Source organism: Acinetobacter sp. ANC 4204 (genome assembly GCF_002135205.1).
GTDB lineage: Bacteria > Pseudomonadota > Gammaproteobacteria > Pseudomonadales > Moraxellaceae > Acinetobacter.
Window position 1 is genome coordinate 300,557 of sequence record NZ_NEFZ01000001.1, and the last position, 24,984, is coordinate 325,540.

At 42.4% G+C, this 24,984-nt stretch carries 23 protein-coding genes and 1 other RNA gene; 10 read left to right on the top strand and 14 right to left on the bottom strand.

Translation table 11 applies throughout. The annotated features are described in order from the left end of the window. Window positions 1-73 precede the first annotated feature (73 nt). The 3 genes from B9T36_RS01505 to B9T36_RS01515 all read right to left on the bottom strand — a co-directional run bounded on the left by B9T36_RS01505 (window position 74) and on the right by B9T36_RS01515 (window position 3,180). The gene (locus B9T36_RS01505; protein WP_086207822.1) at window positions 74-1,000 is read right to left on the bottom strand and encodes a phosphotransferase family protein; all 927 of its coding nucleotides are present in this window, start codon (window positions 998-1,000) and stop codon (window positions 74-76) included. Between the two features lie 144 nt (window positions 1,001-1,144). Further along, window positions 1,145-2,467 carry a Xaa-Pro aminopeptidase gene (gene pepP / locus B9T36_RS01510; protein WP_086207823.1) on the bottom strand — a complete coding sequence of 441 codons (1,323 nt, stop codon included), beginning with the start codon at window positions 2,465-2,467 and terminating at the stop codon, window positions 1,145-1,147. An 80-nt stretch (window positions 2,468-2,547) separates the two neighbouring features. Then, window positions 2,548-3,180: a UPF0149 family protein gene (locus tag B9T36_RS01515; protein ID WP_086207824.1), complete on the bottom strand. Its 633-nt coding sequence runs from the start codon at window positions 3,178-3,180 to the stop codon at window positions 2,548-2,550. Window positions 3,181-3,244: 64 nt separating this feature from the next. Between B9T36_RS01515 and B9T36_RS01520 the strand changes: the two genes are divergently transcribed. The 3 genes from B9T36_RS01520 (at window position 3,245) to ssrS (ending at window position 4,368) form a co-directional block, all read left to right on the top strand. Beyond that, window positions 3,245-3,796: a hypothetical protein gene (locus B9T36_RS01520; RefSeq protein ID WP_086207825.1), complete on the top strand. Its 552-nt coding sequence runs from the start codon at window positions 3,245-3,247 to the stop codon at window positions 3,794-3,796. A gap of 2 nt (window positions 3,797-3,798) precedes the next feature. After that, window positions 3,799-4,083 carry a cell division protein ZapA gene (locus tag B9T36_RS01525; RefSeq protein ID WP_086207826.1) on the top strand — a complete coding sequence of 95 codons (285 nt, stop codon included), beginning with the start codon at window positions 3,799-3,801 and terminating at the stop codon, window positions 4,081-4,083. 100 nt (window positions 4,084-4,183) lie between these two features. Then, window positions 4,184-4,368: non-coding RNA, 6S RNA (ssrS, locus tag B9T36_RS01530), on the top strand. 376 nt (window positions 4,369-4,744) lie between these two features. On the opposite strand, the gene B9T36_RS01535 is transcribed toward ssrS, so the two are convergent. The 7 genes from B9T36_RS01535 to B9T36_RS01565 all read right to left on the bottom strand — a co-directional run bounded on the left by B9T36_RS01535 (window position 4,745) and on the right by B9T36_RS01565 (window position 11,603). Next, on the bottom strand, window positions 4,745-5,530 hold the full coding sequence (locus B9T36_RS01535) for a fatty acid desaturase family protein (protein WP_086207827.1): 786 nt from the start codon (window positions 5,528-5,530) through the stop codon (window positions 4,745-4,747). A 127-nt stretch (window positions 5,531-5,657) separates the two neighbouring features. Continuing rightward, window positions 5,658-6,431 carry a Rossmann-like and DUF2520 domain-containing protein gene (locus B9T36_RS01540; protein WP_086207828.1) on the bottom strand — a complete coding sequence of 258 codons (774 nt, stop codon included), beginning with the start codon at window positions 6,429-6,431 and terminating at the stop codon, window positions 5,658-5,660. Window positions 6,432-6,520: 89 nt separating this feature from the next. Further along, window positions 6,521-7,318 carry a thioesterase family protein gene (locus B9T36_RS01545; protein WP_086207829.1) on the bottom strand — a complete coding sequence of 266 codons (798 nt, stop codon included), beginning with the start codon at window positions 7,316-7,318 and terminating at the stop codon, window positions 6,521-6,523. A gap of 53 nt (window positions 7,319-7,371) precedes the next feature. Continuing rightward, on the bottom strand, window positions 7,372-8,046 hold the full coding sequence (locus B9T36_RS01550) for a class I SAM-dependent methyltransferase (RefSeq protein WP_086207830.1): 675 nt from the start codon (window positions 8,044-8,046) through the stop codon (window positions 7,372-7,374). Window positions 8,047-8,116: 70 nt separating this feature from the next. Continuing rightward, window positions 8,117-9,109, bottom strand: coding sequence for a biotin synthase BioB (bioB, locus tag B9T36_RS01555; protein ID WP_086207831.1), 993 nt, complete (start codon window positions 9,107-9,109; stop codon window positions 8,117-8,119). 74 nt (window positions 9,110-9,183) lie between these two features. After that, complete coding sequence (locus tag B9T36_RS01560; RefSeq protein ID WP_086207832.1) at window positions 9,184-10,872, bottom strand: AMP-binding protein; 1,689 nt, start codon at window positions 10,870-10,872, stop codon at window positions 9,184-9,186. Window positions 10,873-10,973: 101 nt separating this feature from the next. Next, window positions 10,974-11,603 (bottom strand): TetR/AcrR family transcriptional regulator, encoded by a 630-nt coding sequence (locus B9T36_RS01565; protein WP_086207833.1) that lies wholly within the window; start codon window positions 11,601-11,603, stop codon window positions 10,974-10,976. A gap of 148 nt (window positions 11,604-11,751) precedes the next feature. On the opposite strand from B9T36_RS01565, the gene B9T36_RS01570 reads away from it, so the two are divergent. The 7 genes from B9T36_RS01570 to B9T36_RS01600 are packed head-to-tail and all read left to right on the top strand — an operon-like array spanning window position 11,752 to window position 19,642. After that, entirely contained in the window at window positions 11,752-12,924 is a 1,173-nt protein-coding gene (locus tag B9T36_RS01570; RefSeq protein WP_086208236.1) for an isovaleryl-CoA dehydrogenase, read from the top strand. Window positions 12,925-12,960: 36 nt separating this feature from the next. Then, window positions 12,961-14,562, top strand: coding sequence for a carboxyl transferase domain-containing protein (locus B9T36_RS01575; RefSeq protein ID WP_086207834.1), 1,602 nt, complete (start codon window positions 12,961-12,963; stop codon window positions 14,560-14,562). Between the two features lie 10 nt (window positions 14,563-14,572). Next, window positions 14,573-15,367: an enoyl-CoA hydratase/isomerase family protein gene (locus B9T36_RS01580; protein WP_086207835.1), complete on the top strand. Its 795-nt coding sequence runs from the start codon at window positions 14,573-14,575 to the stop codon at window positions 15,365-15,367. Between the two features lie 20 nt (window positions 15,368-15,387). Further along, window positions 15,388-17,379, top strand: coding sequence for an acetyl-CoA carboxylase biotin carboxylase subunit (locus tag B9T36_RS01585; protein ID WP_086207836.1), 1,992 nt, complete (start codon window positions 15,388-15,390; stop codon window positions 17,377-17,379). Then, a complete protein-coding gene (locus B9T36_RS01590; protein WP_086207837.1) occupies window positions 17,376-18,278 on the top strand; it encodes a hydroxymethylglutaryl-CoA lyase in 903 nt (300 codons plus the stop codon). Before B9T36_RS01585 ends, B9T36_RS01590 begins: the two co-directional genes overlap by 4 nt. A 26-nt stretch (window positions 18,279-18,304) precedes the next feature. Next, on the top strand, window positions 18,305-19,009 hold the full coding sequence (locus B9T36_RS01595; RefSeq protein WP_086207838.1) for a CoA transferase subunit A: 705 nt from the start codon (window positions 18,305-18,307) through the stop codon (window positions 19,007-19,009). Window positions 19,010-19,012: 3 nt separating this feature from the next. Further along, window positions 19,013-19,642 (top strand): CoA transferase subunit B, encoded by a 630-nt coding sequence (locus B9T36_RS01600; protein WP_010327116.1) that lies wholly within the window; start codon window positions 19,013-19,015, stop codon window positions 19,640-19,642. Between the two features lie 212 nt (window positions 19,643-19,854). Here B9T36_RS01600 and B9T36_RS01605 read toward each other — a convergent pair whose 3' ends face one another. From B9T36_RS01605 to B9T36_RS01620, 4 genes are all read right to left on the bottom strand, one after another. Continuing rightward, on the bottom strand, window positions 19,855-20,877 hold the full coding sequence (locus B9T36_RS01605) for a DUF1311 domain-containing protein (RefSeq protein ID WP_171264400.1): 1,023 nt from the start codon (window positions 20,875-20,877) through the stop codon (window positions 19,855-19,857). 112 nt (window positions 20,878-20,989) lie between these two features. After that, entirely contained in the window at window positions 20,990-22,447 is a 1,458-nt protein-coding gene (locus B9T36_RS01610) for an OmpA family protein (protein ID WP_086207840.1), read from the bottom strand. A gap of 167 nt (window positions 22,448-22,614) precedes the next feature. Next, window positions 22,615-23,850, bottom strand: coding sequence for a dihydroorotase (locus B9T36_RS01615; protein WP_086207841.1), 1,236 nt, complete (start codon window positions 23,848-23,850; stop codon window positions 22,615-22,617). Window positions 23,851-23,861: 11 nt separating this feature from the next. Continuing rightward, window positions 23,862-24,878 carry an aspartate carbamoyltransferase catalytic subunit gene (locus B9T36_RS01620; RefSeq protein ID WP_086207842.1) on the bottom strand — a complete coding sequence of 339 codons (1,017 nt, stop codon included), beginning with the start codon at window positions 24,876-24,878 and terminating at the stop codon, window positions 23,862-23,864. Between the last annotated feature and the right edge of the window lie 106 nt (window positions 24,879-24,984).

Genomic DNA, 24,984 nt, shown 5'->3' on the forward strand with positions numbered 1-24,984 from the left:
ATCAAGTTTTGATAGCTTAAAAGATCCCATTTAACAAAATAGCGTTATACGAAACGAGAGTGCTAGAACCTAGTTAAAGTGCATCTAGCTCCGTTAACACAATCCTAAGCGTCCGAATTGCGGAAGCACGGAAAATAGTATTAGTTCCGTCAAAAGACGGATTTTTATCTGTCCAAGCGATTGCTGCAAGACATTGAATACCCACATAGAATAGAAATTTCATTTTAGGCACTGTCTGTTTATATGTATATTCCCAACCTTCTAAAAAAGCATTTCGCAATTCCAGATCAGAGAAATCTATATCCACCCAAACAATTTTCGCTAAATCGTAGACCGCATCTCCAATACGGGCAGCGTCAAAGTCTATAATACCCGAAATCCGATTTTCACTGTCTGCAAGGATATTTCGACCAATATAGTCACAATGCAGTAAATTAAGCTGTGTTGGCTCACATATAGCTTTACCGTACTTTTGTAACTCATTCAATTGATCACAAAATTCGTGATGATCGGATGACAATGGATTGATACGCGACATCCATTTGGAGATCATCAATTCCAAATGTTGACTCCACAGCATTGAATGTGTCAATAAGCCATCTCGATCTTGCCAGAACCTCATATTCAATAAGCGAGTCTGTGAAATTCCACGATGAAGTTCACCCAAAGCTCGTCCCGTATTCCTAAGCAAAGAGACTTTCTGTGCCCGGGTACAATTCTTCAATACTTGATCGACTTGTGTACCTTCAAGAGCACTCATAACAATGACAGAACAACTCCCCCATTCAAATTTATTAAATACCTTTGGTGTTAATGGAAACTCCTTGAGCGCTTCTAAGATTTCATAGTAACGTTCATTAGCCGTTTGATTATTTGCTATTTTAATAAAGACTTCTCCTTGAGAGGATTGTCCTTGATACACGGAAGATCCATTTCTCTGTGTAACCAAATGTAACGTCTTTGCCTGAATCCTATGCTTTAAATCATATAAATCTTTCATACTGCCGAATGTCTGTTGTTAGTAAAATGATGATGAAATAATTAATTTTTTTATTCATAAATATTATAGGTTTCTATTTAATATAAACACCTTATAAAAAATAAAAGCCGATCTCATGATCGGCTTTTATACAGTAAATGATATTTATCGTGCCATTAACGCTTCTATCTCTTCTACCGACTTCACCACTTTCACAGTCAAATTCAGTGGACCGTTTTGGGTTGCTACGATGTCATCTTCAATACGAATACCAATGCCACGCCATTTCGCATCGACAGTCTGATCATCAGGTGCAATGTACAAGCCCGGTTCAACCGTCACTACCATGCCTTCTTCATAGGCACGCCACACACCTTCTTGTTTATATGAACCCACATCGTGAACGTCCATACCCAACCAGTGTCCTGTGCCATGCATATAAAACTGACGGAAACTTTCCTTTTGGATAATCTCTTCAATATCACCTTGCATAATGCCCAAATCAAGCAAACCTTGAACTAAGATGCGCACAGCAACATTATGTGGTTCTTTATACGAGTTTCCTATACGCACTGCGTCAATTGCAGCAAGTTGTGCATCGAGGACTACATTATAAAGTGCTTTTTGCTCAGGGCTGAACTTTCCGTTGACGGGAAAAGTACGGGTAATGTCTGAAGCATAGTATTCATATTCACATGCTGCGTCGATTAAGACCAAATCACCATCTTTTAGCTCTTTATTGTTCTCTACATAGTGCAGAATGCAAGCATTTTCACCACCACCAACAATGCTGTTATACGACGGCACGCAGCCATTTTGACCAAATACATAATTCAGTTCAGCTTCTAGAGCATATTCCATCATGCCTGGCTTAACAGTTTGCATGGCACGAGTATGAGCTTGTGCAGAAATATCAGAAGCTGTTTGCATCAATGCAATTTCTTGTTCTGATTTAAACAAACGCATTTCATCTAAAATGCGGTCTAGCTGAATGACTTGCGCAGGTGCAGCAGTCCCACGACGTGACTCACCGTTAGCAGTCGTGATCCATTTTGCTACACGCGCATCAAATTCAGGTTGTTGCCCAATGCGATAGAATAATTTTTCTTTGCTTAAAAGTTTTTCAATGATTTCTTCATCTAACAAATCTATCGCATAGGCTTCATCAGCTTCATAGTCTTCTACCGCACCATCTACACCTGCACGATAACCATTCCAGATTTCCATCTCACGGTCACGTTCACGGCAGAACAAACTGTAGCTATAACCATCTTCATCGTCTTCGGCAAAGGTTTCGATGACCGCCACGGCTTCGGGCTCAGCAAAACCGGTCAGATAAAAAAAGCTGCTATCGGTACGGTATTTATAGTCTGCATCACGATTACGCATCGCCACCGGGCTAGTTGCGATAATGGCAATACTATTCGGACCCATTTGTTCAGCCAAACGGTCACGGCGTTCCTGAAAATCCACTTGCGTTAGTTTCATGTTTGATCTGTCTTTTTTATACCAAAGAATAAAAGTGCCACGCGCACCTTATCTTGTACGCGCAGCAAGTCTTATGCCAATTAGCTTGGGCGATGCGGTGTAAACATTTCTACAACATTGTTCGCTTCTGTTACAGAACGATCCGCTTGTTGCTTGTTATGAAAGTGTTTAAGTAAAGAACTTTCCTCAACTGCAATCTTTTTGCGACCGACAGATAAGCTCACAGGAATTAAACGAACAAACTCATATAACTCTTGATAACTCTCCTCACCCTCTTCATCATCATCAGTTTCTTCAAACTCAACTGCTGCCACATCTTGTAAATGTTCAATCAGCTCCATTTCATCTGGACGAATATGACCTGACGCCAAACCGAAGCCCAGCACTACGCCTGCGCACCAATCCGCCAAAGCTTGTACACGGTCTGCGAGCGTATGCGTGTCATCGGGAAGTAATGGTAAATAGTCCAATTCATCTTCAGAAAGTGCATGTGAGACATCTTCAGCTTCATCTGCTAATAAAGCCAAAGCTTCTTCGCTTAACTCTGGAATTTCTAAAGTCGCTAAGATATGTTGCCATTCCTCACGACTTGGTGCCTGAGTTACACAAATGATACCTGTAAGCAAACCATGTAACTCACTTGGGCTAGAAATCTCTTCAATTTTAGAAAAATTTGGCTGCCATTCTGACCAACCTGAAATATCGTCTTGCATTCGTTTATCCAATCTCTATACTTCTTATATATTACCTTTGTTTGCAACACTGTGCGACCACGATATGTTAGAAGAATTACAGCGTCTACAGGCGCATATTGGCGTTTTAAAAACGCGACTTGCTCATTTTGAAAGTGAAAATAGCACTTTAAATGCAGCCAAACTGGATGCTGAAGAACAGCACCGTTCTCAAGTTGTGCAAAAAAATAGCTTAATTACCCAGAAACAAGAACAAATTGATGATTTAACTGAGCAATTAAGTAGCGCTCAGACCCAATATCAACACTTGAATACTGATGCGACTGCTTTGGCCGATCGTTATAGCCGTTTGGAAAAAAGTTGTACGGATTTAAAAAATCGCTTTCAGGAAATCTTGGCTGAACGTAATGAATTACGTGCAATTAAAGAAAAATTGAACAATGATCAGCGTCAAGCGCAGCAAGAAATCCAAGCACTTCAGCAAGAACGTGAAAGATTGTTACAAAAAAATGAACATGCCAAAGCTAAAGTCGAAGCCATCATCCAACGTCTAGCTATTTTAGGTACAGAGCAAGACCATCACGCGCAAGAAATTCAGCAACTTGCCCACCCTACTGAAGCTGGCGAGGAAGTTTAATCATGAGTGAACAAATTACTGTTGAATTACGTGTCTTAGGTCATAGTTTTCGTTTAGTCACAACAGAAAAAGAGAAAGCTGACCTTGAACGTGCAGCGCTACTTTTAAATGATAAATATGATGAATTTCGTCGTAAAGCACCACGTGTAGAACCTAGTAAAATCATCATTATGGTGGCGCTTGAGTTAATGCAAGAAGTTCTGTCTATGAATAAAACGCTACAAGAATATGCACATGCAGAACGTTTGTTAGCGAGCATTATTGAAGACGTTAAAGATTTTACCTAAAGTGCTTTCATTTTTGCATAAACTATCAACACTTGTGCACGAGTTTACAGTTCGTAGCGGTCTATGAGTTGCCATCAACGTGAGATGCGTTATACTTAATGCAACTCTGAGGTGTTCGCCAGCGGGTCTATTCCCCTGCCGATACTTAAACTTATGGATTGTGTTCTGTATATTTAGAGTGTATGCCCGTCTTCGAGCGGGAAACCCAGCAAGTATACGTCGCGTCCACCTTGAACTCATCGGGTTCAGGGTAACGACACATGCAGCGGCATCTTCGGAGTACTTTATTTTTACCAATAACAACAAGTTACAATAAAACATATCTCTTATTCTGTTTATGTAAATTCACATAAATCATCAAAAGTAGTCATATGGTAGGCTCTAGAATTATTGTGCTATATTGCTGAGTATTGTTTCAATCAGTTAAAAAGTACAATGGCTCAAAGACATAAGCTAACAAAAACATTTATTGATAGTCTCCCTCTTAGAAGCATCAGGAAAAAAGTTTTTATCGTGACTCTCTGACCATTGGCTTTGATATTATCGTTACTTAGTCTAAAACCTACTTTATTGATTTTTTTAAAAATACTTTCTATTTAAGAAAATAAATTTTAGATCCTCTAAAAATAGGGCCGAGTGCCCTATTTTTATACTTAAAATGTTAGAACACATGCCGAATTTCAACCGTTGGATCATGTTCATCCAAACGTTCTGCCAAAATATGTAAACGTCGTGTCGGCACTGCGGGAAACAAATGATGCTCCACATGATAAAACATGTTGTAGGTCACGACCCGTTTAAACTCATTGCGCACTGTGCGCGCCATATACACATGATCTTCAGTATCATGATGTACCGTCCACACCGCAAAAAAAGCCGTCATGCATTGCCCAATCAACATGGCACTGACATGGTATTTTAAAATACTGATATCCAAGATCACAAAAACCAAAAACAATACCATGAGGTTGGCAACCAGCTCAGCAGACATCCATTTTTTCTGGGTTTTAGTCCCAACCTCAAAGGCTTTTTTATGCAACATCCATGGAAAAATAGGGCCAAAAAGCAAAGCTTGCCACCACTTCATGCTTGCACTTTTCGCTTCAATATCTTCGTCCTGCATACAGTGCTGATGGTGTCGCAGGTGATTAATTTGTACCGCATGCATCGAGCCGAGCATGATAATACTTAAGACAAACATGACCCAATGAGTCGCAGGTCGGCTAATGCCTAAGGCAAAATGAAAGGCATTATGCACCTGTCTCAGCCCAGTTAAGAAAAACATAAACGAGCAAAACAGCGCCAAGACATACCACTGTAAACTTGCAAAAATGAAAGAGACGATCAACCACGGTAAAGAAATGAACAACTCACTGATCACATCGGTACGGCCTAACTGAACGAGATCTTTCCACTGCACTTGTTCTAATAATGAATGTGAACGCATATGCCCTCTATTTGTTTGTATTTATTTTAAGCAATACTGTACCGAATCTTAAGGCATAAAAAAAGCCACGTTTTCAGTGGCTTTGCTTGTTCTTTGTCACTCGCTTTTTCGTTTATTATTTTAAATGTTAACTGTGACGTTGACTGATCTGCTGACTCATTAAGGCATACACTTCAGCAAGATCCGCACGTTGAGCTTGCGCAAGCATCTGTTGATGCATTTGTAGAATATTCTGATCCTGACGCATCGCAGGGCCAGTTTGCATCTGCTTCGGGTCATTCTGTGTGCTTTTCTGCGCGGTTTCTAAAATCAAGGGGTATAGCAGACTAAAATCGACCTGCTCTGCATCCACCACTTGTTTCGCCATGTCATAGCAATAATTACTAAAATTACAAGCAAAGACAGCCGCTAAATGCAAACTTAGACGCTGCGCAGAGCTATAGCTATACACGCGTTGGCTCAGGCTTTCTGCCAGAGTATGTAGTCTTTGAAGATCCGTATTTTCGGTGGCTTCTACAAACAACGGTGTATTTGACCAATCAATTTCACGTTCTAAGCTAAAGGTCTGTAAGGGATAAAAAACCCCTGCACGTGCATGTTTCATCGCCAAAACTGAAAGCGCTGTACTCCCCGAAGTATGCACAATCAACACATTCGGCAGGTATTCAGTCAATGCTGAAATCACGCTTGGTATCGACTGATCACTTACCGCAATCATCACCAAATCCACATCAGTATTTAACTGCTTAAAATGACTGACCGCCTTTGCATGTACAACTTGCGCCAAAACTGCTGCTTTGTCGAAGCTTCGGCTATAAATATTGACGATTTCATGCTGAGACATCAGGGCTTTGGCCAAATGATGAGCCACCCGCCCTGCTCCAATTAAACTGATCCGCATCTTGATTTCACTATTTTAAAGTGCCTACAGCATGCCAATAAAAAAAGGATGAAGCAATTCATCCTATTCATCAGATTGACACTCAGCGACTAAAACTTACGCAGGGTCAAAATCTGTTCACTACGACCAAATGGCCCTTGCTCATCGTGCAAAACCGCACTGGTTAAACCGATACCATCATCACCATATTGCTGCGTCGCTTCCAAACCTAACCATTTCCCTTGGGGTAAACGGTATAAATGCAGTTGTAGGTCTAAATTGGGAAAGCCCCATCCAGATGCAGGATTTTGACGTGGCACAATACCATTGGCTGTGTCGACCATCCCCAGTAAGCGCACAAAACTTGATGTTTGCTGAGCTTCCACCATGTCCAAATCATTATGTAACCAGACGATGCCTTTACCTGCTCGATGGCCGTCTGCCGCACGTGTCTCAATACTTTGGATATAACCACCCGGCCAACATTTCATCCCATCCCACACGGGCAAAGTTTCAGGATGTACAATGGATTGATCTTCTAACCCTGCAATTGCACTGGTATCTTGCTTCATCATTTTCCAAGCACGAGCCACAATACAGGTCTTGCCGTTTGCCTGCATTTCCGCCTCGATCAGTTCAATGGTTTTTCCAGCACGAATGACACGGGTATGCACCGTAAACTCACCAAAAGCGATCAGTCCAAAAATATCTAAACTCACACGTCCAATGCGCATCTCTTCGCGTGGTTGAAACTGCTCTAACTCCGCACACAAAACCCCAGTTGCTGGCGCCATGTGCTGCTCATGCGGATTCCATGCACCCTGTGCATGAATATTGGAAAGATAAGACGCCGTACAGCTCCCATCACTGTGCTGTTCACGATTTAAAAGTTGATAATAGGCTGCCATGTGTATTCCTTCATTCTTATCTTTAAAATGTATCTTTTCACTGCTATTGGTTCTTACTTTTGTGCAAAAAAACCATAATAATTCAACAGTTGACTATAAGTTCGTACTTCATGAAATCCAACTTTAGTCAGAAGCTCTCGCATCTGGTTGGCAGATATCAGGTAAAAATCTTGTTGCAGGCGCTCAATCATTTTTTCACTCTGTACCACCGTCAAACCATTGCTCTGACATAAGGTTTGTAGAACCTTGAGCTCACTGTCATCACTAGAGCTCATCAGGTCATAGCTGAGTAAAATCGCTTGCGTTTTAAGACAGCGTAAAATGTCGGCAAAGAAGAATGGCTTTGCTTCAAGTGGAATAAAATGCGCCACCAATATGGCTAAAGCGGCATCAAACTGTGCACTTTCCTGTAATGCCGTGGTATCACCATGGACAAAGCGAACCCGCGTTAAATCACTATGGGTCACGCTCAATAACTGCTGCGCTTTTTCAATCATGGTCAAAGATGGATCAACAGCGGTAAAACTCCACGTCGGATGCTGCGCCAACAAATATGAAAGCTCATAGCCTGTGCCACAGCCCACAATTAATACATGCGCATGTTCTGATAAATGTGTTTTTAAAATGGCTTGAATTTGTAAATGAACCAATTCATAACCTGGAATGAGCTTACGAATATGTTCATCATAACCATCCACTACAGTTTGACTCTGAAAGTCTTTCGCCATTTTATTCTTCACTCATCTATTTTTAATCGTCGCCCTAAATCTACACTTTCATGACTGCATGTTCTAGCACTTAAGCCACAGCCATAGCATCGACCGTTAACTCAGCAAGTTGCGGTTTGGCTTTTTCTGCATGTAGACCCAGTTTTTGAAAGAGTTGTTGATCCTTCCCCTCAGCAATATTTGGCGTAGTCAACAATTTTTCACCTGAAAACAGTGAATTTGCACCTGCCATAAAAGCCAAAGCTTGATCGGCATCGGACAACGATTCACGTCCCGCAGACAGACGAATATAGCTTTTCGGCATAATGATGCGTGCTACCGCAATAGTGCGAATCCACTCGGTCACATCCAACTTTTCAACTTCTGCCAAAGGCGTGCCTTGCATTGGGACCAGCATGTTGATCGGCACAGACTCAGGATGGATTGGTAAAGTCGCCAATTCAAACAGTAGTCCAATTCGATCTTTGGTCTCTTCACCTAGGCCAACAATCCCACCACTACACACTTTTAAACCTGCTTCTCGAACATGACTTAAGGTATCTAGACGGTCATCAAAACTACGCGTACTAATCACATTTGGGTAGTATTCACGCGACGTGTCTAAGTTATGATTGTAATAATCGAGTCCTGCACCCTTTAAACGTTGGGCTTGAGAGGCATTCAGCATGCCTAGCGTCATACAGGTTTCTAAACCCAATGCTTTCACTTCACGCACCATATCCAAGACATAAGGCATATCTCGCTCATGTGGATTGCGCCATGCCGCGCCCATACAAAACCGTGTAGAACCCGAGGCCTTCGCCTGCTGTGCTTCGCTAATGACCTTTTCAACCGCAATTCTTTTTTCAGCTTCAAGCTTTGAGTCATAGCGCGCAGACTGTGAACAGTATTTGCAGTCTTCAGGGCATTTTCCTGTTTTGATCGACAGTAAAGTACTGACTTGAATCGCATTCGCTTCAAAGTACTGACGATGAATTTGCTGTGCTTGAAAGACCAAATCTAAAAAAGGCTGTTGGTAGAGTGCTTGTATTTCAGCGCGAGTCCAATCATTTCTCAGGTGCATATGCTATTCCTTTTGCTTTTCACTTCGGACTTTCCTTTGGCTTCAAACCAGCAAAGAAAAGTCCATCTTCAACCTTATGCGATTTCTTTCAAATCCAGTTCATTACGCATAAATTCCTGCAATTTAAACTTCTGCGCTTTGCCCGAAGCCGTCATTGGGAACTCATTAAAAAACCGGACATAACGTGGAACTTTATTGTGTGAAATGTGTTCTGCACAGTACTGACGGATCGACTCTTCAGTAATGTCATGATGCTCATGTAAAATAATACAAGCACATAATTCTTCACCATAACGTGCATCTGGTAAACCAATGACTTGAACATCGCTGACATCAGGATGGGTATATAAAAAGTCTTCGATTTCTTTCGGAAATAAATTTTCTCCGCCGCGAATGACCACATCTTTAATTCGGCCTTTAATTTTCACAAAGCCTGCTTCGTCCATTTCTGCGATGTCACCTGTATGCATCCAACGTGCTGAATCAATCACTTCTTGCGACTTTTCATGGTCTTCCCAATAACCCAACATTACCGAATAGCCGCGAACACACAGTTCACCCAACTGACCACGTGGTACAACTTTGCCTTGTTCATCTACAATTTTTATTTCAAGATGCGGATGAACACGCCCCACGGTTCCAACCCGTTGTTCAACTGAATCTGAGGTTGAACTTTGTGCGCTGACCGGTGCCGTTTCAGTCATACCATAGCAAATGGTAATTTCGGACATGTGCATACGGTCGATGACACGTTGCATAATTTCACGTGGACAAGGACTGCCCGCCATAATGCCTGTACGTAAACTAGAAAGATCAAAGTCATCAAACTGTTCATGCTCTAAAATGGCAATAAACATGGTCGGTACACCATATGCAGCCGTACATTTTTCCTGCTGAATGGCTTTTAAAGTTTCTAAAGGATTGAACACCGCCGATGGATAGACCATGGTTGAACCATGCGTAATGCAGGCCAAATTACCCATCACCATACCGAAACAGTGAAAAAGCGGTACAGAAATACAAACACGATCAGCAGGACTCAAGTGAATGGCTTCACCAACAAAATAACCATTATTTAAAATATTATTATGTGTCAGCATTGTACCTTTCGGGTTGCCTGTCGTGCCCGAAGTAAACTGGATATTAATGGTTTCATCAAACTGCGACTCGCTTGCAACGAGCTCTAATTGATTGAGCTGTCTCTTGCTGGGGGGAGTGAGCAAATCGCTAAAACGATGCAAACCCGTATGTTCTTCTTCATCAATTTTAATAATATATTTCAAATGTGGCAGTCGTTCTGCCTTGAGCACTTTATTTTCAGCACCTTTAATTTCAGGTGCAATTTTCATTAAAATATCTTGATAATTGGTGCTTTTAAACTGCGATGCAATGACCAAGCCCTTACAAGAGACTTTATTCAACACATATTCGAGTTCACTACTCTTATAGGCTGTGTTCAAGTTGACTAAAATGATGCCTGCTTTAAACGCAGCAAACTGGGTAATCGTCCATTCCACACAGTTCGGTGACCAAATCGCAAGTCGATCACCTTTTTTCAAGCCCAGTTTCAGTAAACTACAGGCAAATGCATTGACCTGCGTTTGTAATTCCTTATACGTGAGTCTGACATTTTGATACAGGCTGACAACAGCATCTTGTTCCGCATACTGCTGACAAGCCTGATCAAATTTCTCACCAATCGTCATCCCTAATAGAGGCTGACTGCTCGTTCCATAGGCATAACTTAACCGTTCTTGTGTCATCGAATCGTTCTCCTTGATTCATTATCATCTTGTTATTCAACTTATTTGTTCTATGACCACTTCCTTTGAAAACGCCAAGCCTTTGTGCTTTATTCCTTGGGCTATTTTTCCTCCTGAACCTGAACTGCATTGACACAAAATTCGGCAATTTGTTTCACAAAGTAGTCTTTATGGTTTTGCTCAAACATTACACCTCGAGATGGATTTAAAGGCTCTATCACCACAAAAGTCATGGCACCGACCACACAAAGTGCTGCGGTATTTAAGTCTTCAAAACCGAACTCGCCGTTAATTTTCCCTGCGGCCAGTATCTCTTTCATGCTCTGTTTAATCAGTTGTTTACTGCGAAAACGCTCATGTTCTAATTCAGCATCAACTGGTTCAAACATGAGTGAATACGCAAGTTGGGGGCTATTCATGGCACGCTTCACAAACGTGGTCACCGCTTTGTCTAATTTCTGTTTTGACGTCAGCTCATCACTTTCAGCAATGTGGTTCAAAATTTTCACCTCATGCTGAATGGCCTCCGAAAGAACCTCAATTAACACTTGGCTTTTGTTATCGAAGTAACGATATACCAAACCACTGGAAACACCTGCACGTTCAGCAATCGCTTGAATTTGTGCGTCCTTAATTCCCCCTTGAGCAATAAGTTCACGAGCGGATTGCAAAATCGCTTGGCGATTTTGTTCCATTCGTTCTTGCATCAACGATGATCTTTTATAACTCATAATTCTATTCTCAACCAGATAAAATGAATTGTAAATCAATTTGTGAATTTTAGTTCACTTTTTTAAAAATTCGATGTATTGTAAAAATCAAGCACAACAAAAATGCTTTATCAGGAACAACAAATACAATCATAGGATGAATGAAGAAATGACCTTCCAAAGCTTAACTTTCGGTTTAGATGAAACACTCATTGCACTGCGTGATTCCGTTGCTGCATTTTGTGCCAAAGAAATTACCCCGATTGCCCAACAAGTCGATCAGAACAACAAATTCCCTGCTCAGCTGTGGAAAAAATTTGGCGATATGGGCTTACTCGGTCTAACCGTCAGTGAAGAATATGGCGGTACAGGCCTAGGTTATTTAGCACATATCATTGCCATGCAAGAAATCTCACGTGCTTCAGCTTCGATTGGTCTTTCTTATGGTGCACATTCTAACCTATGTGTGAATCAAATTAACCGAAATGGCAGCGAGGAACAAAAACAACGTTATTTACCGAAGCTAATTTCAGGTGAGTATGTCGGAGCACTTGCCATGTCTGAACCGAATGCAGGCTCAGACGTAGTCAGCATGAAGCTCAAAGCTGAAGATTGTGGAGATCACTTTCTGTTAAATGGCTCAAAAATGTGGATCACCAATGGTGGCGATGCCGATGTGCTTGTGGTGTATGCCAAAACGGATTTGCATGCAGGCGCTAAAGGCATGACGGCTTTCCTTGTAGAAAAAGACATGGAAGGTTTTAGCCATGGCACACATTTAGACAAGTTGGGTATGCGTGGTTCGAACACCTACCCTCTGTTCTTTGACAATGTGAAAGTGCCAAAAGAAAACGTGATGGGTGGTGTAGGAAACGGCACCAAAGTGCTCATGAGTGGTTTGGACTATGAGCGTGCTGTTCTGAGTGCAGGTCCTTTAGGCATTATGGATGCCTGCATGGATACCGTGATTCCGTATATCCATGACCGTAAACAATTCGGCCAAGCACTTGGTGAGTTCCAGCTAATGCAAGGGAAAATTGCCGATATGTATTCGACTTGGTTGGCATGTAAAGCGCTAGTCTATGCCGTGGGTGCTGAGTGCGACAAGGCTGACCATAGCCGTAGCCTACGTAAAGATGCAGCCAGTGCAATTTTATATGCTGCTGAAAAAGCCACATGGATGGCAGGTGAAACCATTCAGACCTTAGGTGGAAATGGGTATATCAATGAATTTTCTGCAGGCCGTCTATGGCGCGATGCAAAACTCTATGAAATTGGCGCGGGAACTTCTGAAATTCGCCGTATGTTGATTGGCCGCGAATTGTTTAATGAAACAGCTTAACCCTCCACAACAATAAAAATGACAAGGATGTTCGTGATGAATCAATTACATAGCAAGATCAATATTCGAAGTGAAGACTTCAAAACCAACCAAACCGCGATGCAAAGCTTGGTCGATGACTTAAAGCAAAAAGCAGAACAAATTGCTTTAGGCGGCGGTGAAGCGGCGCGACAAAAACATTTGGCACGCGGAAAACTATTAGCACGTGATCGTATTGATCAGTTAATTGATGCAGGCACGGCATTCCTTGAAGTTGGTCAGTTGGCGGCACAAAACGTCTATGCAGACGATGTGCCTGCGGCTGGTGTCGTTGCTGGTGTAGGTCAGGTCAATGGTGTGACCTGCATGATCGTCGCCAACGATGCAACAGTGAAAGGCGGCACCTACTATCCGCTAACAGTGAAAAAACACTTACGCGCTCAAGAGATTGCAGAGCAAAACCATTTGCCATGTATTTATTTGGTGGACTCAGGCGGTGCCTATTTACCGATGCAGGATGAAGTTTTCCCTGACCGTGATCACTTTGGGCGTATTTTCTATAATCAAGCACGTATGTCCAGCATGGGAATTGCCCAAATTGCGGTGGTAATGGGCAGTTGTACGGCTGGGGGTGCATACGTACCTGCCATGTCTGATGAAACCATTATTGTGCGTAACCAAGGGACAATTTTCTTAGGTGGTCCACCACTGGTGAAAGCGGCAACAGGTGAAGTGGTCAGCAGTGAAGACTTAGGCGGTGGTGATGTGCACACTCGCCTGTCCGGTGTGGCCGATCATTTGGCGGAAAACGATGAACATGCAATTATCATTGCCCGCAACATCGTAGCCAACCTGAATAAAACACCACATACACGTGCAACAGAGATTGAAGAACCGTTATTTGATGCAACAGAATTGTATGGTGTTGTGCCCAGTGATGCACGAAAGCCATTCGATATTCGTGAAGTGATTGCGCGCATTGTCGATGGTTCACGTTTTGATGAATTCAAAGCTCGCTTTGGCACCACCTTAGTCACTGGTTTTGCCAAAATCTATGGCATGCCCGTTGGCATCATTGCCAACAACGGTATTTTATTTTCAGAGTCTGCACAAAAAGGGGCTCACTTTATTGAACTCTGTACGCAGCGCAATATTCCCCTACTGTTCCTCCAAAACATCACTGGCTTTATGGTCGGTCGCCAATACGAAAATGAAGGTATTGCCAAAAATGGCGCCAAACTGGTCATGGCTGTTGCCACCGCAAATGTCCCAAAACTCACTCTTGTGATTGGTGGTTCATTTGGTGCAGGCAATTACGGTATGTGTGGTCGCGCATATTCACCACGCTTCATGTGGACATGGCCGAACTCGCGTATTTCGGTGATGGGGGGTGAACAAGCAGCAAGTGTATTGTCGACTCTAAAGCGTGATCAAATCGAAAAACGTGGCGAGTCTTGGTCAGCCGCAGAAGAAGATGATTTTAAACAACCCTTCCGTGACCAATTTGAACATCAAGGCCATCCATATTATGCATCGGCGCGTTTGTGGGATGACGGTGTGATTGACCCTGCACAAAGCCGTCAGGTGCTCGGTTTAAGTTTAGCCGCAGCCTTAAATGCACCCATTCAACCGACCAAATTCGGCGTGTTCCGCATGTAGGAGATGAGCGATGAGCTTTCAATATTTACAACTCGAACAACGCGACCAAGTGGCAACGGTATGGATTAATCGTGCAGAAATGCATAATGCCTTTAATACTCAAGTGATTGAAGAACTACACCGCTGCTTTAGCGAACTCAATACGCGTGATGATGTCCGTGTCGTGATTTTAGCTGGACGTGGCAAAAACTTCTCAGCGGGTGCAGACCTGAACTGGATGAAAGAAGCGGGACAAGCCTCACAGGCTGAAAATGAAGCCGATGCATTAAAACTGGCGAAAATGCTACAAAGTTTAGCGACATTAAAACAACCGACCATCGCCCGCGTACAAGGCATTGCTTTTGGTGGTGGCATGGGACTGGCTTCTGCCTGTGATATTTGTGTCGCAAGCAGTGATGCTAAGTTTGCGACCTCTGAAGTGCGCTTAGGTTTAGCCCCTTCAACCATTAGCCCTTATGTGATTCGTGCGATTGGCGCACGTCAAGCTTCACGCTACTTTTTAACCGCAGAACGTATTTCTGCGGAACAAGCGCTACACATTGGTCTAGCGCATGTGGTGGCCGATGCTGAACAGTTGGATGAAAAAGTCGCAGAAATGGTCGATACCTTACTTTTGGGTGGGCCAGAAGCACAAACAGCTTCAAAACAACTTATCCAAATGGTCGATCAACACGTGTTAACCGAAGCATTGTTGTTGCAAACCGCACAACATATTGCCCATGTACGCCAAGGATCAGAGGCGAAAAATGGCTTAAATGCTTTTTTAAATAAACACAGTCCAGTCTGGATCAAGACGACGGCATAACAACAAGAAAGGATATCGATATGTTTAATAAAATCTTAATTGCAAACCGTGGTGAAATTGCTTGTCGTGTGATCCGAACTGCAAAAAAAATGGGCATTGCCACCGTTGCAGTCTATTCAGATGCTGACGCTCGGGCACAGCACGTGCAACAAGCGGACGAAGCCATTTATATCGGCGAATCTCCTGCTGCACAAAGCTACCTACAAATTGAACGTATTATCCAAGCTGCCTTAGACACAGGTGCAGAAGCAATCCATCCGGGTTATGGTTTCTTATCTGAAAATGACCAATTTGCCAATGCCTGCCAAAAAAACAACATTGTCTTTATTGGCCCACCTGTAGATGCCATTTTAGCCATGGGCCTTAAAGCCACCTCTAAATCTTTAATGGAAAAAGCAGGCGTACCACTGACACCGGGCTACCATGGCACCAACCAAGATCCTGATTTTTTAAAACAACAAGCCGATGCCATTGGCTACCCTGTGCTGATTAAAGCCAGTGCTGGCGGTGGGGGTAAAGGCATGCGTTTGGTTGATCGCGGCGAAGACTTTTTAAGCCATTTGGCTTCATGTAAAAGTGAGGCACGTTCAAGCTTTGGTAATGACGATGTTTTAGTTGAACGCTATGTGGTACAACCGCGCCATATTGAAGTGCAAGTGTTTGGTGATACGCATGGTAACTATGTGCATCTATTTGAACGCGACTGTTCAGTGCAACGTCGCCACCAAAAAGTATTAGAAGAAGCACCTGCACCCAAAATGGCAGAACCAAAACTCGAAGCCATGCGCCAAGCCGCTATTGATGCAGCACGTGCAGTAGATTATGTCGGTGCAGGTACAGTTGAGTTTATTGTGGAGCAAGACGGCACGGCCTATTTCATGGAAATGAATACCCGTCTGCAAGTTGAGCATCCTGTAACAGAGATGATTACAGGGCAAGATTTGGTGGAATGGCAACTACGTGTAGCTTTTGGTGAACCACTGCCTAAACAACAACACGAACTTAGTATTCATGGTCATGCATTAGAAGCGCGTGTCTATGCTGAAGAACCTGAAAAAGGTTTCTTACCTGCGATTGGTAAAATTCACTACCTGCACTACCCTCAGCAAAATGAGCATGTCCGTGTAGACAGTGGTATTGTTGAAGGGGATGAAATCACGACCTTTTACGACCCAATGATTGCCAAATTGATTGTTTGGGCAAAAAATCGTGAAGCAGCACTCACCCAAATGCACCATGCTCTCAGTCAGTTTCATGTCGATGGCTTGGGCAATAACATTGCATTCTTAGACCGCTTGGTCCGTTCAGAATCGTTTAAAACCGCCAACCTAGATACCAACTTAATTCAACGTGAAGAAGCGTTTTTACTACAACACAATGAAACAGCCTCTGCAGAGCTCATCATCACGGCGGCATTGATTGAACTCTTGTCCCGTTTTTCCAGCAATAAAACAGCTGCAAATCCTGTTTGGCAAGCCGAGTCTCTATGGCGTTTAAATATTAATGCCAGCTATGCCATTAAACTGGCACTGAACGATGAAGAACATAAAGTCTATTTCAGCCCAACGGCAAAAGGCTTTACCGCAAAATACAATGGACATAGCATTTTCATTCAAGGTGAATTGTTAGAGACACATTTAGCTAAAATTGAATGTGCAACAAGTAAAAAGAGCTATGCTTATAGTTCAAATGCACACGGTCTAACCCTGTATGCAGACGGTCAAAGCTATAAATTTGCACATATTCAGCCTAACTTTAATACTGAAGATGATGCTTCTGATGCCAATAACTTAAAAGCACCAATGCCGGGTGTGATCACGCAAGTCTTGGTACAAAACAACAGTGCAGTGAAAAAAGATGAGGTTCTCCTCACGCTTGAAGCGATGAAAATTGAATATTCAATTCGTGCTCCACATGACGGCATTGTCTCTGCGGCTTACTTCCAAGTCGGTGATCAGGTCAAAGCGGGCGATGAATTGGTTGAGTTTTCAAGTTTGGAAGGTGCCGCATGAGTGAATTTGTCAGAATTGTTGAAGTCGGACCACGAGATGGTTTGCAAAATGAAAAGACACCACTCACTTTGGATGACCGTCGTAAACTGATTTTAGATTTAATGCAGACAGGACTCAGTGCTATTGAGGTGGGCTCTTGTGTCTCTGCAAAGTGGGTTCCACAAATGGCACAGAGTGATGAACTCTTTGCCAGCTTACCTAAAGATCCGAATATCAGTCTTAGTTTATTGACTCCGAACTTAAAAGGGTTTGAGTCTGCATTGGCTGTCGGCTGTCAGGAGGTTGCTGTTTTTACCGCAGCCTCCGAAAGCTTCACTCAAAAAAACATCAATTGCTCCATTGATGAAAGCTTTGAAAAATTTGCAGACATCATGACTGCGGCGAAATCCCATAACATTAAAGTGCGTGGCTATGTGTCTTGTATTGTGGACTGCCCCTATGAAGGCGCAATTGCGCCGAGCAAAGTTGTACACGTCAGTCAACGTTTGCTGGACATGGGCTGCTATGAAGTGTCCTTAGGTGAAACGATTGGTACGGCGACACCAGACCGCGTGAAAAAAGTCTGGCAGGCATGTTTAGCCGAAATGGATACTGCGAGTTTAGCAGGACATTTTCATAATACTTATGGCATGGCGATTGCCAATATTTACCAGTCTTTAGAACAAGGCATTCGTGTATTTGATTCGTCCATTGCTGGTTTAGGCGGCTGCCCTTATGCCAAAGGTGCATCGGGCAATGTTTCCACAGAAGACCTTTACTACCTACTCTCCAATATGGGTTATGACACAGGGATTGATCTTGATGCACTGATGATTGCCAGCCAAAACATCAGCCAAGTACTACAACGTACCAATCCATCTAATTATGCCAATGCCTACTGGCAAAAGCGCTGTGCCTAAGCCATTCAATTAATAATGAGAACACTATGGTCAATAAAGTTTATTCAAGTGCAAAGGATGCACTACAAGATGTGGTTCAAGATGGTCAAACCCTAGCGGTTGGTGGCTTTGGCTTATGCGGTATTCCAGAAAGTCTGATTGCGGCATTAAAGCAAACAGGCGTGAAAAACCTTACCTGTATTTCAAACAATGCAGGCGTCGATGGTTTCGGCTTAGGTCTCTTATTAGAAAGCAAACAAATCAAAAAAATGATTGCTTCTTATGTGGGTGAAAACAAAGAATTTGAACGTCAGTTCTTAAGTGGTGAGCTTGAAGTGGAGCTCACCCCTCAAGGCACACTGGCAGAAAAACTCCGTGCTGGAGGTGCAGGTATCCCTGCCTTCTTTACCGCAACAGGTGTCGGCACACTCATTGCCGAAGGCAAAGAAGAGCGAGCGTTTAATGGTAAACCTTATATTCTAGAAAACTCGCTCACCGCTGACATTGCACTCGTGAAGGCATACAAGGCCGATACTGCTGGTAACTTAATTTTCCGTAAAACCGCACAAAACTTTAACCCTGTATGTGCAATGGCTGGAAAAGTCTGCATTGTCGAAGTTGAGGAAATTGTTGAAATTGGCGCTTTAGACCCTGACCAGATTCACCTGCCAGGTATTTATGTCAATCGGATTGTGCTGAATGCAAACCCTGAAAAACGTATCGAACAACTCACATTAAAAGAGGAGGCTTAACCCATGGCTTGGTCTCGTAATGAAATGGCACAACGTGCAGCGCTTGAGCTGGAAGATGGTTTTTATGTCAATTTGGGCATCGGCTTACCTACACTGGTGGCCAACTATATTCCTGAAAACGTCAACGTCTGGTTGCAGTCTGAAAATGGGTTATTGGGTATTGGCGAGTTTCCAACAGCCGAAACGGTCGATGCCGATTTAATCAATGCTGGAAAACAAACCGTTACCGCACGTCAGGGCGCTGCATTTTTCTCTAGTGCAGATTCTTTTGCCATGATCCGTGGAGGTCATGTCAACATCGCCATTTTAGGGGCCATGGAAGTCTCACAAAATGGCGATTTAGCTAATTGGATGATTCCAGGCAAAAAAGTCAAAGGCATGGGCGGCGCAATGGATTTGGTTGCTGGAGTGCAAAAAGTGGTGGTGCTCATGGAACACTCTGCAAAAGATGGTACACCAAAAATTGTCGAGCAGTGTAGCCTGCCCCTGACAGGTAAAAATGTCGTACATCGCGTAATTACTGACCTCGGTGTCATGGACATTACTCAGGAAGGTGTGAAATTAGTTGAACTGGCGAAAGATGTCAGTTTTGAAGACATTCAAAAAGTGACAGGTGTTCCCCTCATCCGCTAATTCGGCATCATTTATACAATAGAAAAATAATCCAATGCCTTTAAAGCAACGATCCTGTTTTTAAAGGTATGGTTCCCATACATGAATAAATGCCTGCTATTCTTTAAACTAAACCAAAGATAAAACTTAATCCAAATGAGAAAAGGACGAATTCTCTTCGTCCTTTTCTCATTCTACAAATACTCAAAAAGTGTACTTATAGTGTAGGCTACTTAATTAAACACATTATTTAAATACACAACACGCTCGGTCGTTTTTTGGTTAAAGCACTTGGTATATTGCAATTGTTGATCTTGGGCACGTAACGCATCATCCCAATATTGTGACTGTTTTTGATAGGTTTCTTTTTCACTATCCGCCATTTGGTAGACACTTTTCTGAGAAATCACTTTACAGTCTACATCACGTTTTTCAAACCACTCGGTTTGGTCTTGTTGTAGCTGCTGTTTTTGTTCCTCAGTCAAGTTATCCCAAGTTTGATTCAGGCGTTCCACCACTTTGACTTGGTCTGCATCCAGTTCTTTTTTACGGATATTCATGGCTTTTTGAGCCAGTTCCATCTGCGCAACTTCTTGCTCGTTATACTGCTTCATATTCGCTTGGATTTCTGCATTTTCTTTTTCATAGGCTGCAAACTGCACTGCATTTTGTGTTACGAGAACCACACCATCAATCACACCATTTTGATTAGGTACGTTGAGGCTAATGCCCTCTTTATCTGTTTTTATGATGTTATAGCTAAATGCGCCTTGTAGCTGATCATTGTCCAAACGGAGTGAGTATTCACCATCTTCTAGGACATCGCGTAGAGTACTTTGATAACCATCTTCACACTCTTCACATGGACGCGCTAAAAATGCATTTTCAGCACGTTTCTGTAAACCTTTCGGGAAAATCACCACCAACTGGCTTTCACAGTCCAACTGCTTTGCTGTTTCTGGTTTTTCTGTGATTGTTGAAATGCCTTTAATTTCAAAACGAATGCCTTTATTAATTTGCGCTAATAGTTTTTCATCTGCCTCATATTCACGACTATCACGTAAACGGCGGTCTAAGGCTTTTAAATATTCCGTTTTTAAATGTGCTTGAATTTGTTCGACATTGGCAGGGGCTGTACAACTCCAATCCGACATATCTTGCGTCTCAGCAGCTGTTTCTGTTTTGTTCTCTGAACGATTGCAAGCACTCAAAAATAAGCTGCTCAAGATTAAGCTGGCAAAAATTGTTTTCTTCATCATTGTTATAAACCATAAGGTCGTTGTTTTCGCTGCGTATTTAACCAAAAAATAAAGCTTTACGCGAGTATATAAATAAAATAACCCTGCCTAAGCAGGGTTTAAATACCTTTTAATTAACCTTTTCAACACCACTTTCGCCTATTTCACGTACGACACCAGTGTCTGTATTTAAAACTTCAAACTCAATGCGGCGGTTTTTAAACTTACCTTCAGTGGTTTGATTATCTGCAATTGGCTTTTCTTGCCCATAACCGATCGCTCGAAGCTGTGCAGGATCGACACCTTTAAAAATTAAATAATCCACAACAGCTTGCGCACGGTTTTGCGACAAGGTTTTATTGATACTCGCATCTCCTGTTGCATCAGTATGTCCTATCACGGTCAGTTTGGCTTGAGGTGCTTTTTGCATCAGAGCCGCTGCCTGATCCAAAATCGACTTATTGGCATCGGGAACTGTAGATGAAGCCGTGTCAAAGTTGATAATTTGCAAATTTAATGCAGTCGCAACATCTAATGCTCGAACTTGCGCTGGGTTAATTTCAGCTAATGCACGTTCAGCATCACTAATACTGGTATCAATTGCACGATTCACATCTAGTGGTTGCTGTGTTGTAAGCTTCATATCCCTTAATAAAGGTTTAATTTGATCTACTATTTTAGCTGCATTGGCTGGATCGTTGGCTTGAATTGAGAGCTGATCACCCAACCAAGTAAGGTTAACATTTGGCACACCTTTTAGGGTACGCAAAACACTGGGGATCACGTCTTGATCAATAAACGCGGTATGATAAATGTTCTGTGTATCAACCCCACATCCAATGCTGTTGTTAAAAGTTTGCTTCACTTCCTTTTGCAAAATTTCAACATAGCTGGCATTCCCCGATAAAATTTGGCAAGTCACCAGATCCCCTGTCGCCCCAGTTGTGATTTGAAATTTTGCAGGTTGGCTGGCGCTCACGTTATTGGCAGGTGTTATTTCTGAATCTGTTTTATCTGTACAGGTTCTAAAAATAAACGCGAACAACGCAGCTAAAATAATCAAAGCAAAGACTGGCAGTAAAAAAGAGCGTTTTTCTTCTGATTTAGAGCTATATACACTTGTAGGTGAGACATGTGTAGCCTGCCCCTGTAAAGGATTTACCCCTAATCCAGACAGTAATGCTCTTGCCCACTCAGGCAGTGCATTGTTAATAGAAGCAGCATTCACCTGTAGCAAATGTAAAATCGCTTCGGGTTCAGAAGAACCTGCCTCTGTCGTTAAAAATGCCAAGGCAGGTGTAATCGAACGGCTCAAGGTACTTTCAATTTCATCGGTAGGGGCACTCCCCCTCACTTGTTCGAGAAATTGTTGCTTCAACCCTATATGTGATGCAAAAGCATCATTTAAACGTGGGTTGAGCTGCTGTTGAAATGCAGAAATTAACTCAGATTTTGACTTCAATACAGACAGTAAAATAGGTAAAAAAGATTGAATTGCTTGATTTTTTTCAAGTAAATGTTGTGTATCCCCTTCTAAAACAATAGCAGAGACATTTTGTTTTAGTAAATCCATAAAATCGACATTCATGAAATCTTACCCCCACTTTTTTCGCATTGTTTTCATTGTCATTTTTTAGTTTATCTGCTCATTTTTTGTACTTTGTAAAATATTGTATTTACATTACTTTTCGTCAAATCAATAAAAAAGCCAGCCTAAGCTGACTTTTTAGTCGATTTTGAAATATAAGCTGGAACTTAAGAAATAAAAGTTTTTATAACTTTACCTTTCACGACTTGATTGATTAAAGGTGTATTTTTCCCTTGCGACAAAATATTGTCTTTATTCACAATCCAATCTAACTCTGGGTCAACCAATACCCAGCCTGCTTCAACAGTCCAACGTTCAAGCATATTTGCTACTGTTGCTGGTGCAGTTGTGACTTTCTCAACCCATTCCAAAGGACTAAATAAACCTTCGCGTACCAATTGCACACCGAAAGCCACATAGGTATCAAAAGCGCTAATGCCTGGCTGTGTTTCAGCAAATGGCGCTAGCTTTGCAGAACTGCTCAATGGTTCATGATGGGTACAAATTGCGTCGATCACGCCATTTTTCACACCTTGGCGAAGGAACTCTTTATCTGACTCAGCACGTAGTGGTGGACGAACATGCGCAAGTGAGTTGAAACCATCAATCAACTGATCTGTTAAGTGCAGTTGATGCATCGCCACATCACAGGTAACTGGCAAACCTTTATCTTTAGCAATTTTGATCAAATTCACAGAAGCACCTGTAGACAGCAAACCAAAGTGTGCACGAACACCCGTTGCTTCAATCATCAACAAATACTTGGCAATCGCAATGGTTTCAGCAATTGCAGGAATCATCGGTAAACCTTGACGGGATGCAACGAAACCCTCGTGCACACAACCATCTTTGGCAATTTGTGGTTCCTCTGCATAAAACACCACAGTCATGCCTAGGCCTGCCGCATACTCTAAAGTACGTAGTACAACATCATCATCTGCAAAAGGCGCATTGGCATTTGACACTGCCGTACAACCGCCCTTTTTCAAACCTGCCATATTTGCAGGTTGCTTGCCTTGTAAGCCTTGGGTTTGGGCACCAATCACTTCTAGATAAATACCACCATCCAACATGGCTTTTTCCATCAGACCATGAATCAAAGCACCATTATCTTGCACAATTGGTTTGGAGTCTGGTGGTGTAAACACATGTAAAATACCATTTTCACGTGCAGCACGACCCTCTGACTTTAATGTCCCGTGCTGTTGCTGACCTGGTTCACGTAGGCGTGCACATAAGTCCACCATAGTTGGCATCAACCATTTACCATGTCCATCCATAGTTTCTGTGATGTCAGCTGTTTCAGAAACCAACTTGCCATTTTCCACATATACTGTTTGAACCGTATCTGTTTGATGAATTGGGTCAAGGACACGTACATTTTCAATTTTTACAACAGTCATGACTTATTTCCTTACACCGCAATCGCGTCTAACAAACCTTGCTCTTGCAGTTGACCTTGCATTGCAAGCGCCAAAACTGCCATACGTACTGCAATCCCGTTGGTCACCTGATTTAAAATCACCGACTGTGGGCCATCGGCAATACTGGAATCAATCTCTACACCACGGTTCATAGGCCCCGGATGCATCACGATGCAATCAGGTTTCGCCATCGCAAGGCGTTCTTTGTTTAAACCGTACATTTTATAGAATTCAGCTTGAGATGACAGCGCAGGCGAATCAATACGTTCATTTTGAATACGTAGGGTAATAATCACATCGCAGTCTTTAATCCCTGCTTCCATGTTATTAAAGAGGCGTACACCTTCACCATATTCATCAAAACCATAGGGCAACAGTGTATTCGGTGCAATCACGCGAATGTCTTTACAGCCCAAAGTTTGTAATGCAGCAACATCTGAACGTGCAACGCGTGAATGTTTAATATCACCAATGATAGCAATTGAAATATCTTCAAATTTCTTTTTGGTTTCACGGCGAATGGTTAACATGTCCAACATGGCTTGTGTTGGATGTGCATGACGACCATCACCTGCATTAATAATTGCGACATGTGGACAAACAGTTTGGGCAATGAAATGTGCGGCACCTGACGATGAATGACGTACCACAAAAATATCTGCCGCCATCGCTTCTAAGTTCCACAAAGTGTCTCTTAGCGTCTCACCTTTGGAAGTACTCGAACGTGCGATATCAATATTTAATACATTTGCAGAAAGACGTTTTGCAGCAGCTTCAAAAGTGGTACGAGTACGGGTTGAGTTTTCAAAGAAGAGATTCATGACCGTTCGACCTTCTAAGAGGTTGTTCGTCATCAGCTGATTTTGGTCATTAAAAAAGGACTGCGCAGTGTCCAATATTTTTGTAAGAGTTTCTTTAGAAAGACCTTCGATGGTAAGGAAGTGTTTGAGATGACCATCTTGGTTGAGTTGAATCTGACTCGGAGTATGCAGTGCTGCCAAGTGCATGAGAGATTCCTTCTACGTTAAGTTAACGCATTATACAGATTTTCTTTTTAATTTGGACCTCAGTTTAAAACAATTGCCTTAATTATCATCGGCTTCAAAACTAAGA

Bases quoted from the DNA above. Each gene is read 5' to 3' on its own strand.
- B9T36_RS01620 (WP_086207842.1), bottom strand. From the start codon at position 24,878: ATGCACTTGGCAGCACTGCATACTCCGAGTCAGATTCAACTCAACCAA.
- bioB (WP_086207831.1), bottom strand. From the start codon at position 9,109: ATGCACCTGAGAAATGATTGGACTCGCGCTGAAATACAAGCACTCTAC.
- B9T36_RS01550 (WP_086207830.1), bottom strand. From the start codon at position 8,046: ATGGCGAAAGACTTTCAGAGTCAAACTGTAGTGGATGGTTATGATGAA.
- B9T36_RS01535 (WP_086207827.1), bottom strand. From the start codon at position 5,530: ATGCGTTCACATTCATTATTAGAACAAGTGCAGTGGAAAGATCTCGTT.
- pepP (WP_086207823.1), bottom strand. From the start codon at position 2,467: ATGAAACTAACGCAAGTGGATTTTCAGGAACGCCGTGACCGTTTGGCT.
- B9T36_RS01515 (WP_086207824.1), bottom strand. From the start codon at position 3,180: ATGCAAGACGATATTTCAGGTTGGTCAGAATGGCAGCCAAATTTTTCT.
- B9T36_RS01565 (WP_086207833.1), bottom strand. From the start codon at position 11,603: ATGAGTTATAAAAGATCATCGTTGATGCAAGAACGAATGGAACAAAAT.
- B9T36_RS01575 (WP_086207834.1), top strand. From the start codon at position 12,961: ATGAATCAATTACATAGCAAGATCAATATTCGAAGTGAAGACTTCAAA.
- B9T36_RS01545 (WP_086207829.1), bottom strand. From the start codon at position 7,318: ATGGCAGCCTATTATCAACTTTTAAATCGTGAACAGCACAGTGATGGG.
- B9T36_RS01520 (WP_086207825.1), top strand. From the start codon at position 3,245: ATGTTAGAAGAATTACAGCGTCTACAGGCGCATATTGGCGTTTTAAAA.
- B9T36_RS01590 (WP_086207837.1), top strand. From the start codon at position 17,376: ATGAGTGAATTTGTCAGAATTGTTGAAGTCGGACCACGAGATGGTTTG.
- B9T36_RS01600 (WP_010327116.1), top strand. From the start codon at position 19,013: ATGGCTTGGTCTCGTAATGAAATGGCACAACGTGCAGCGCTTGAGCTG.
- B9T36_RS01560 (WP_086207832.1), bottom strand. From the start codon at position 10,872: ATGACACAAGAACGGTTAAGTTATGCCTATGGAACGAGCAGTCAGCCT.
- B9T36_RS01595 (WP_086207838.1), top strand. From the start codon at position 18,305: ATGGTCAATAAAGTTTATTCAAGTGCAAAGGATGCACTACAAGATGTG.
- B9T36_RS01525 (WP_086207826.1), top strand. From the start codon at position 3,799: ATGAGTGAACAAATTACTGTTGAATTACGTGTCTTAGGTCATAGTTTT.
- B9T36_RS01580 (WP_086207835.1), top strand. From the start codon at position 14,573: ATGAGCTTTCAATATTTACAACTCGAACAACGCGACCAAGTGGCAACG.
- B9T36_RS01610 (WP_086207840.1), bottom strand. From the start codon at position 22,447: ATGAATGTCGATTTTATGGATTTACTAAAACAAAATGTCTCTGCTATT.
- B9T36_RS01540 (WP_086207828.1), bottom strand. From the start codon at position 6,431: ATGCGGATCAGTTTAATTGGAGCAGGGCGGGTGGCTCATCATTTGGCC.
- B9T36_RS01505 (WP_086207822.1), bottom strand. From the start codon at position 1,000: ATGAAAGATTTATATGATTTAAAGCATAGGATTCAGGCAAAGACGTTA.
- B9T36_RS01585 (WP_086207836.1), top strand. From the start codon at position 15,388: ATGTTTAATAAAATCTTAATTGCAAACCGTGGTGAAATTGCTTGTCGT.
- B9T36_RS01570 (WP_086208236.1), top strand. From the start codon at position 11,752: ATGACCTTCCAAAGCTTAACTTTCGGTTTAGATGAAACACTCATTGCA.
- B9T36_RS01615 (WP_086207841.1), bottom strand. From the start codon at position 23,850: ATGACTGTTGTAAAAATTGAAAATGTACGTGTCCTTGACCCAATTCAT.
- B9T36_RS01605 (WP_171264400.1), bottom strand. From the start codon at position 20,877: ATGAAGAAAACAATTTTTGCCAGCTTAATCTTGAGCAGCTTATTTTTG.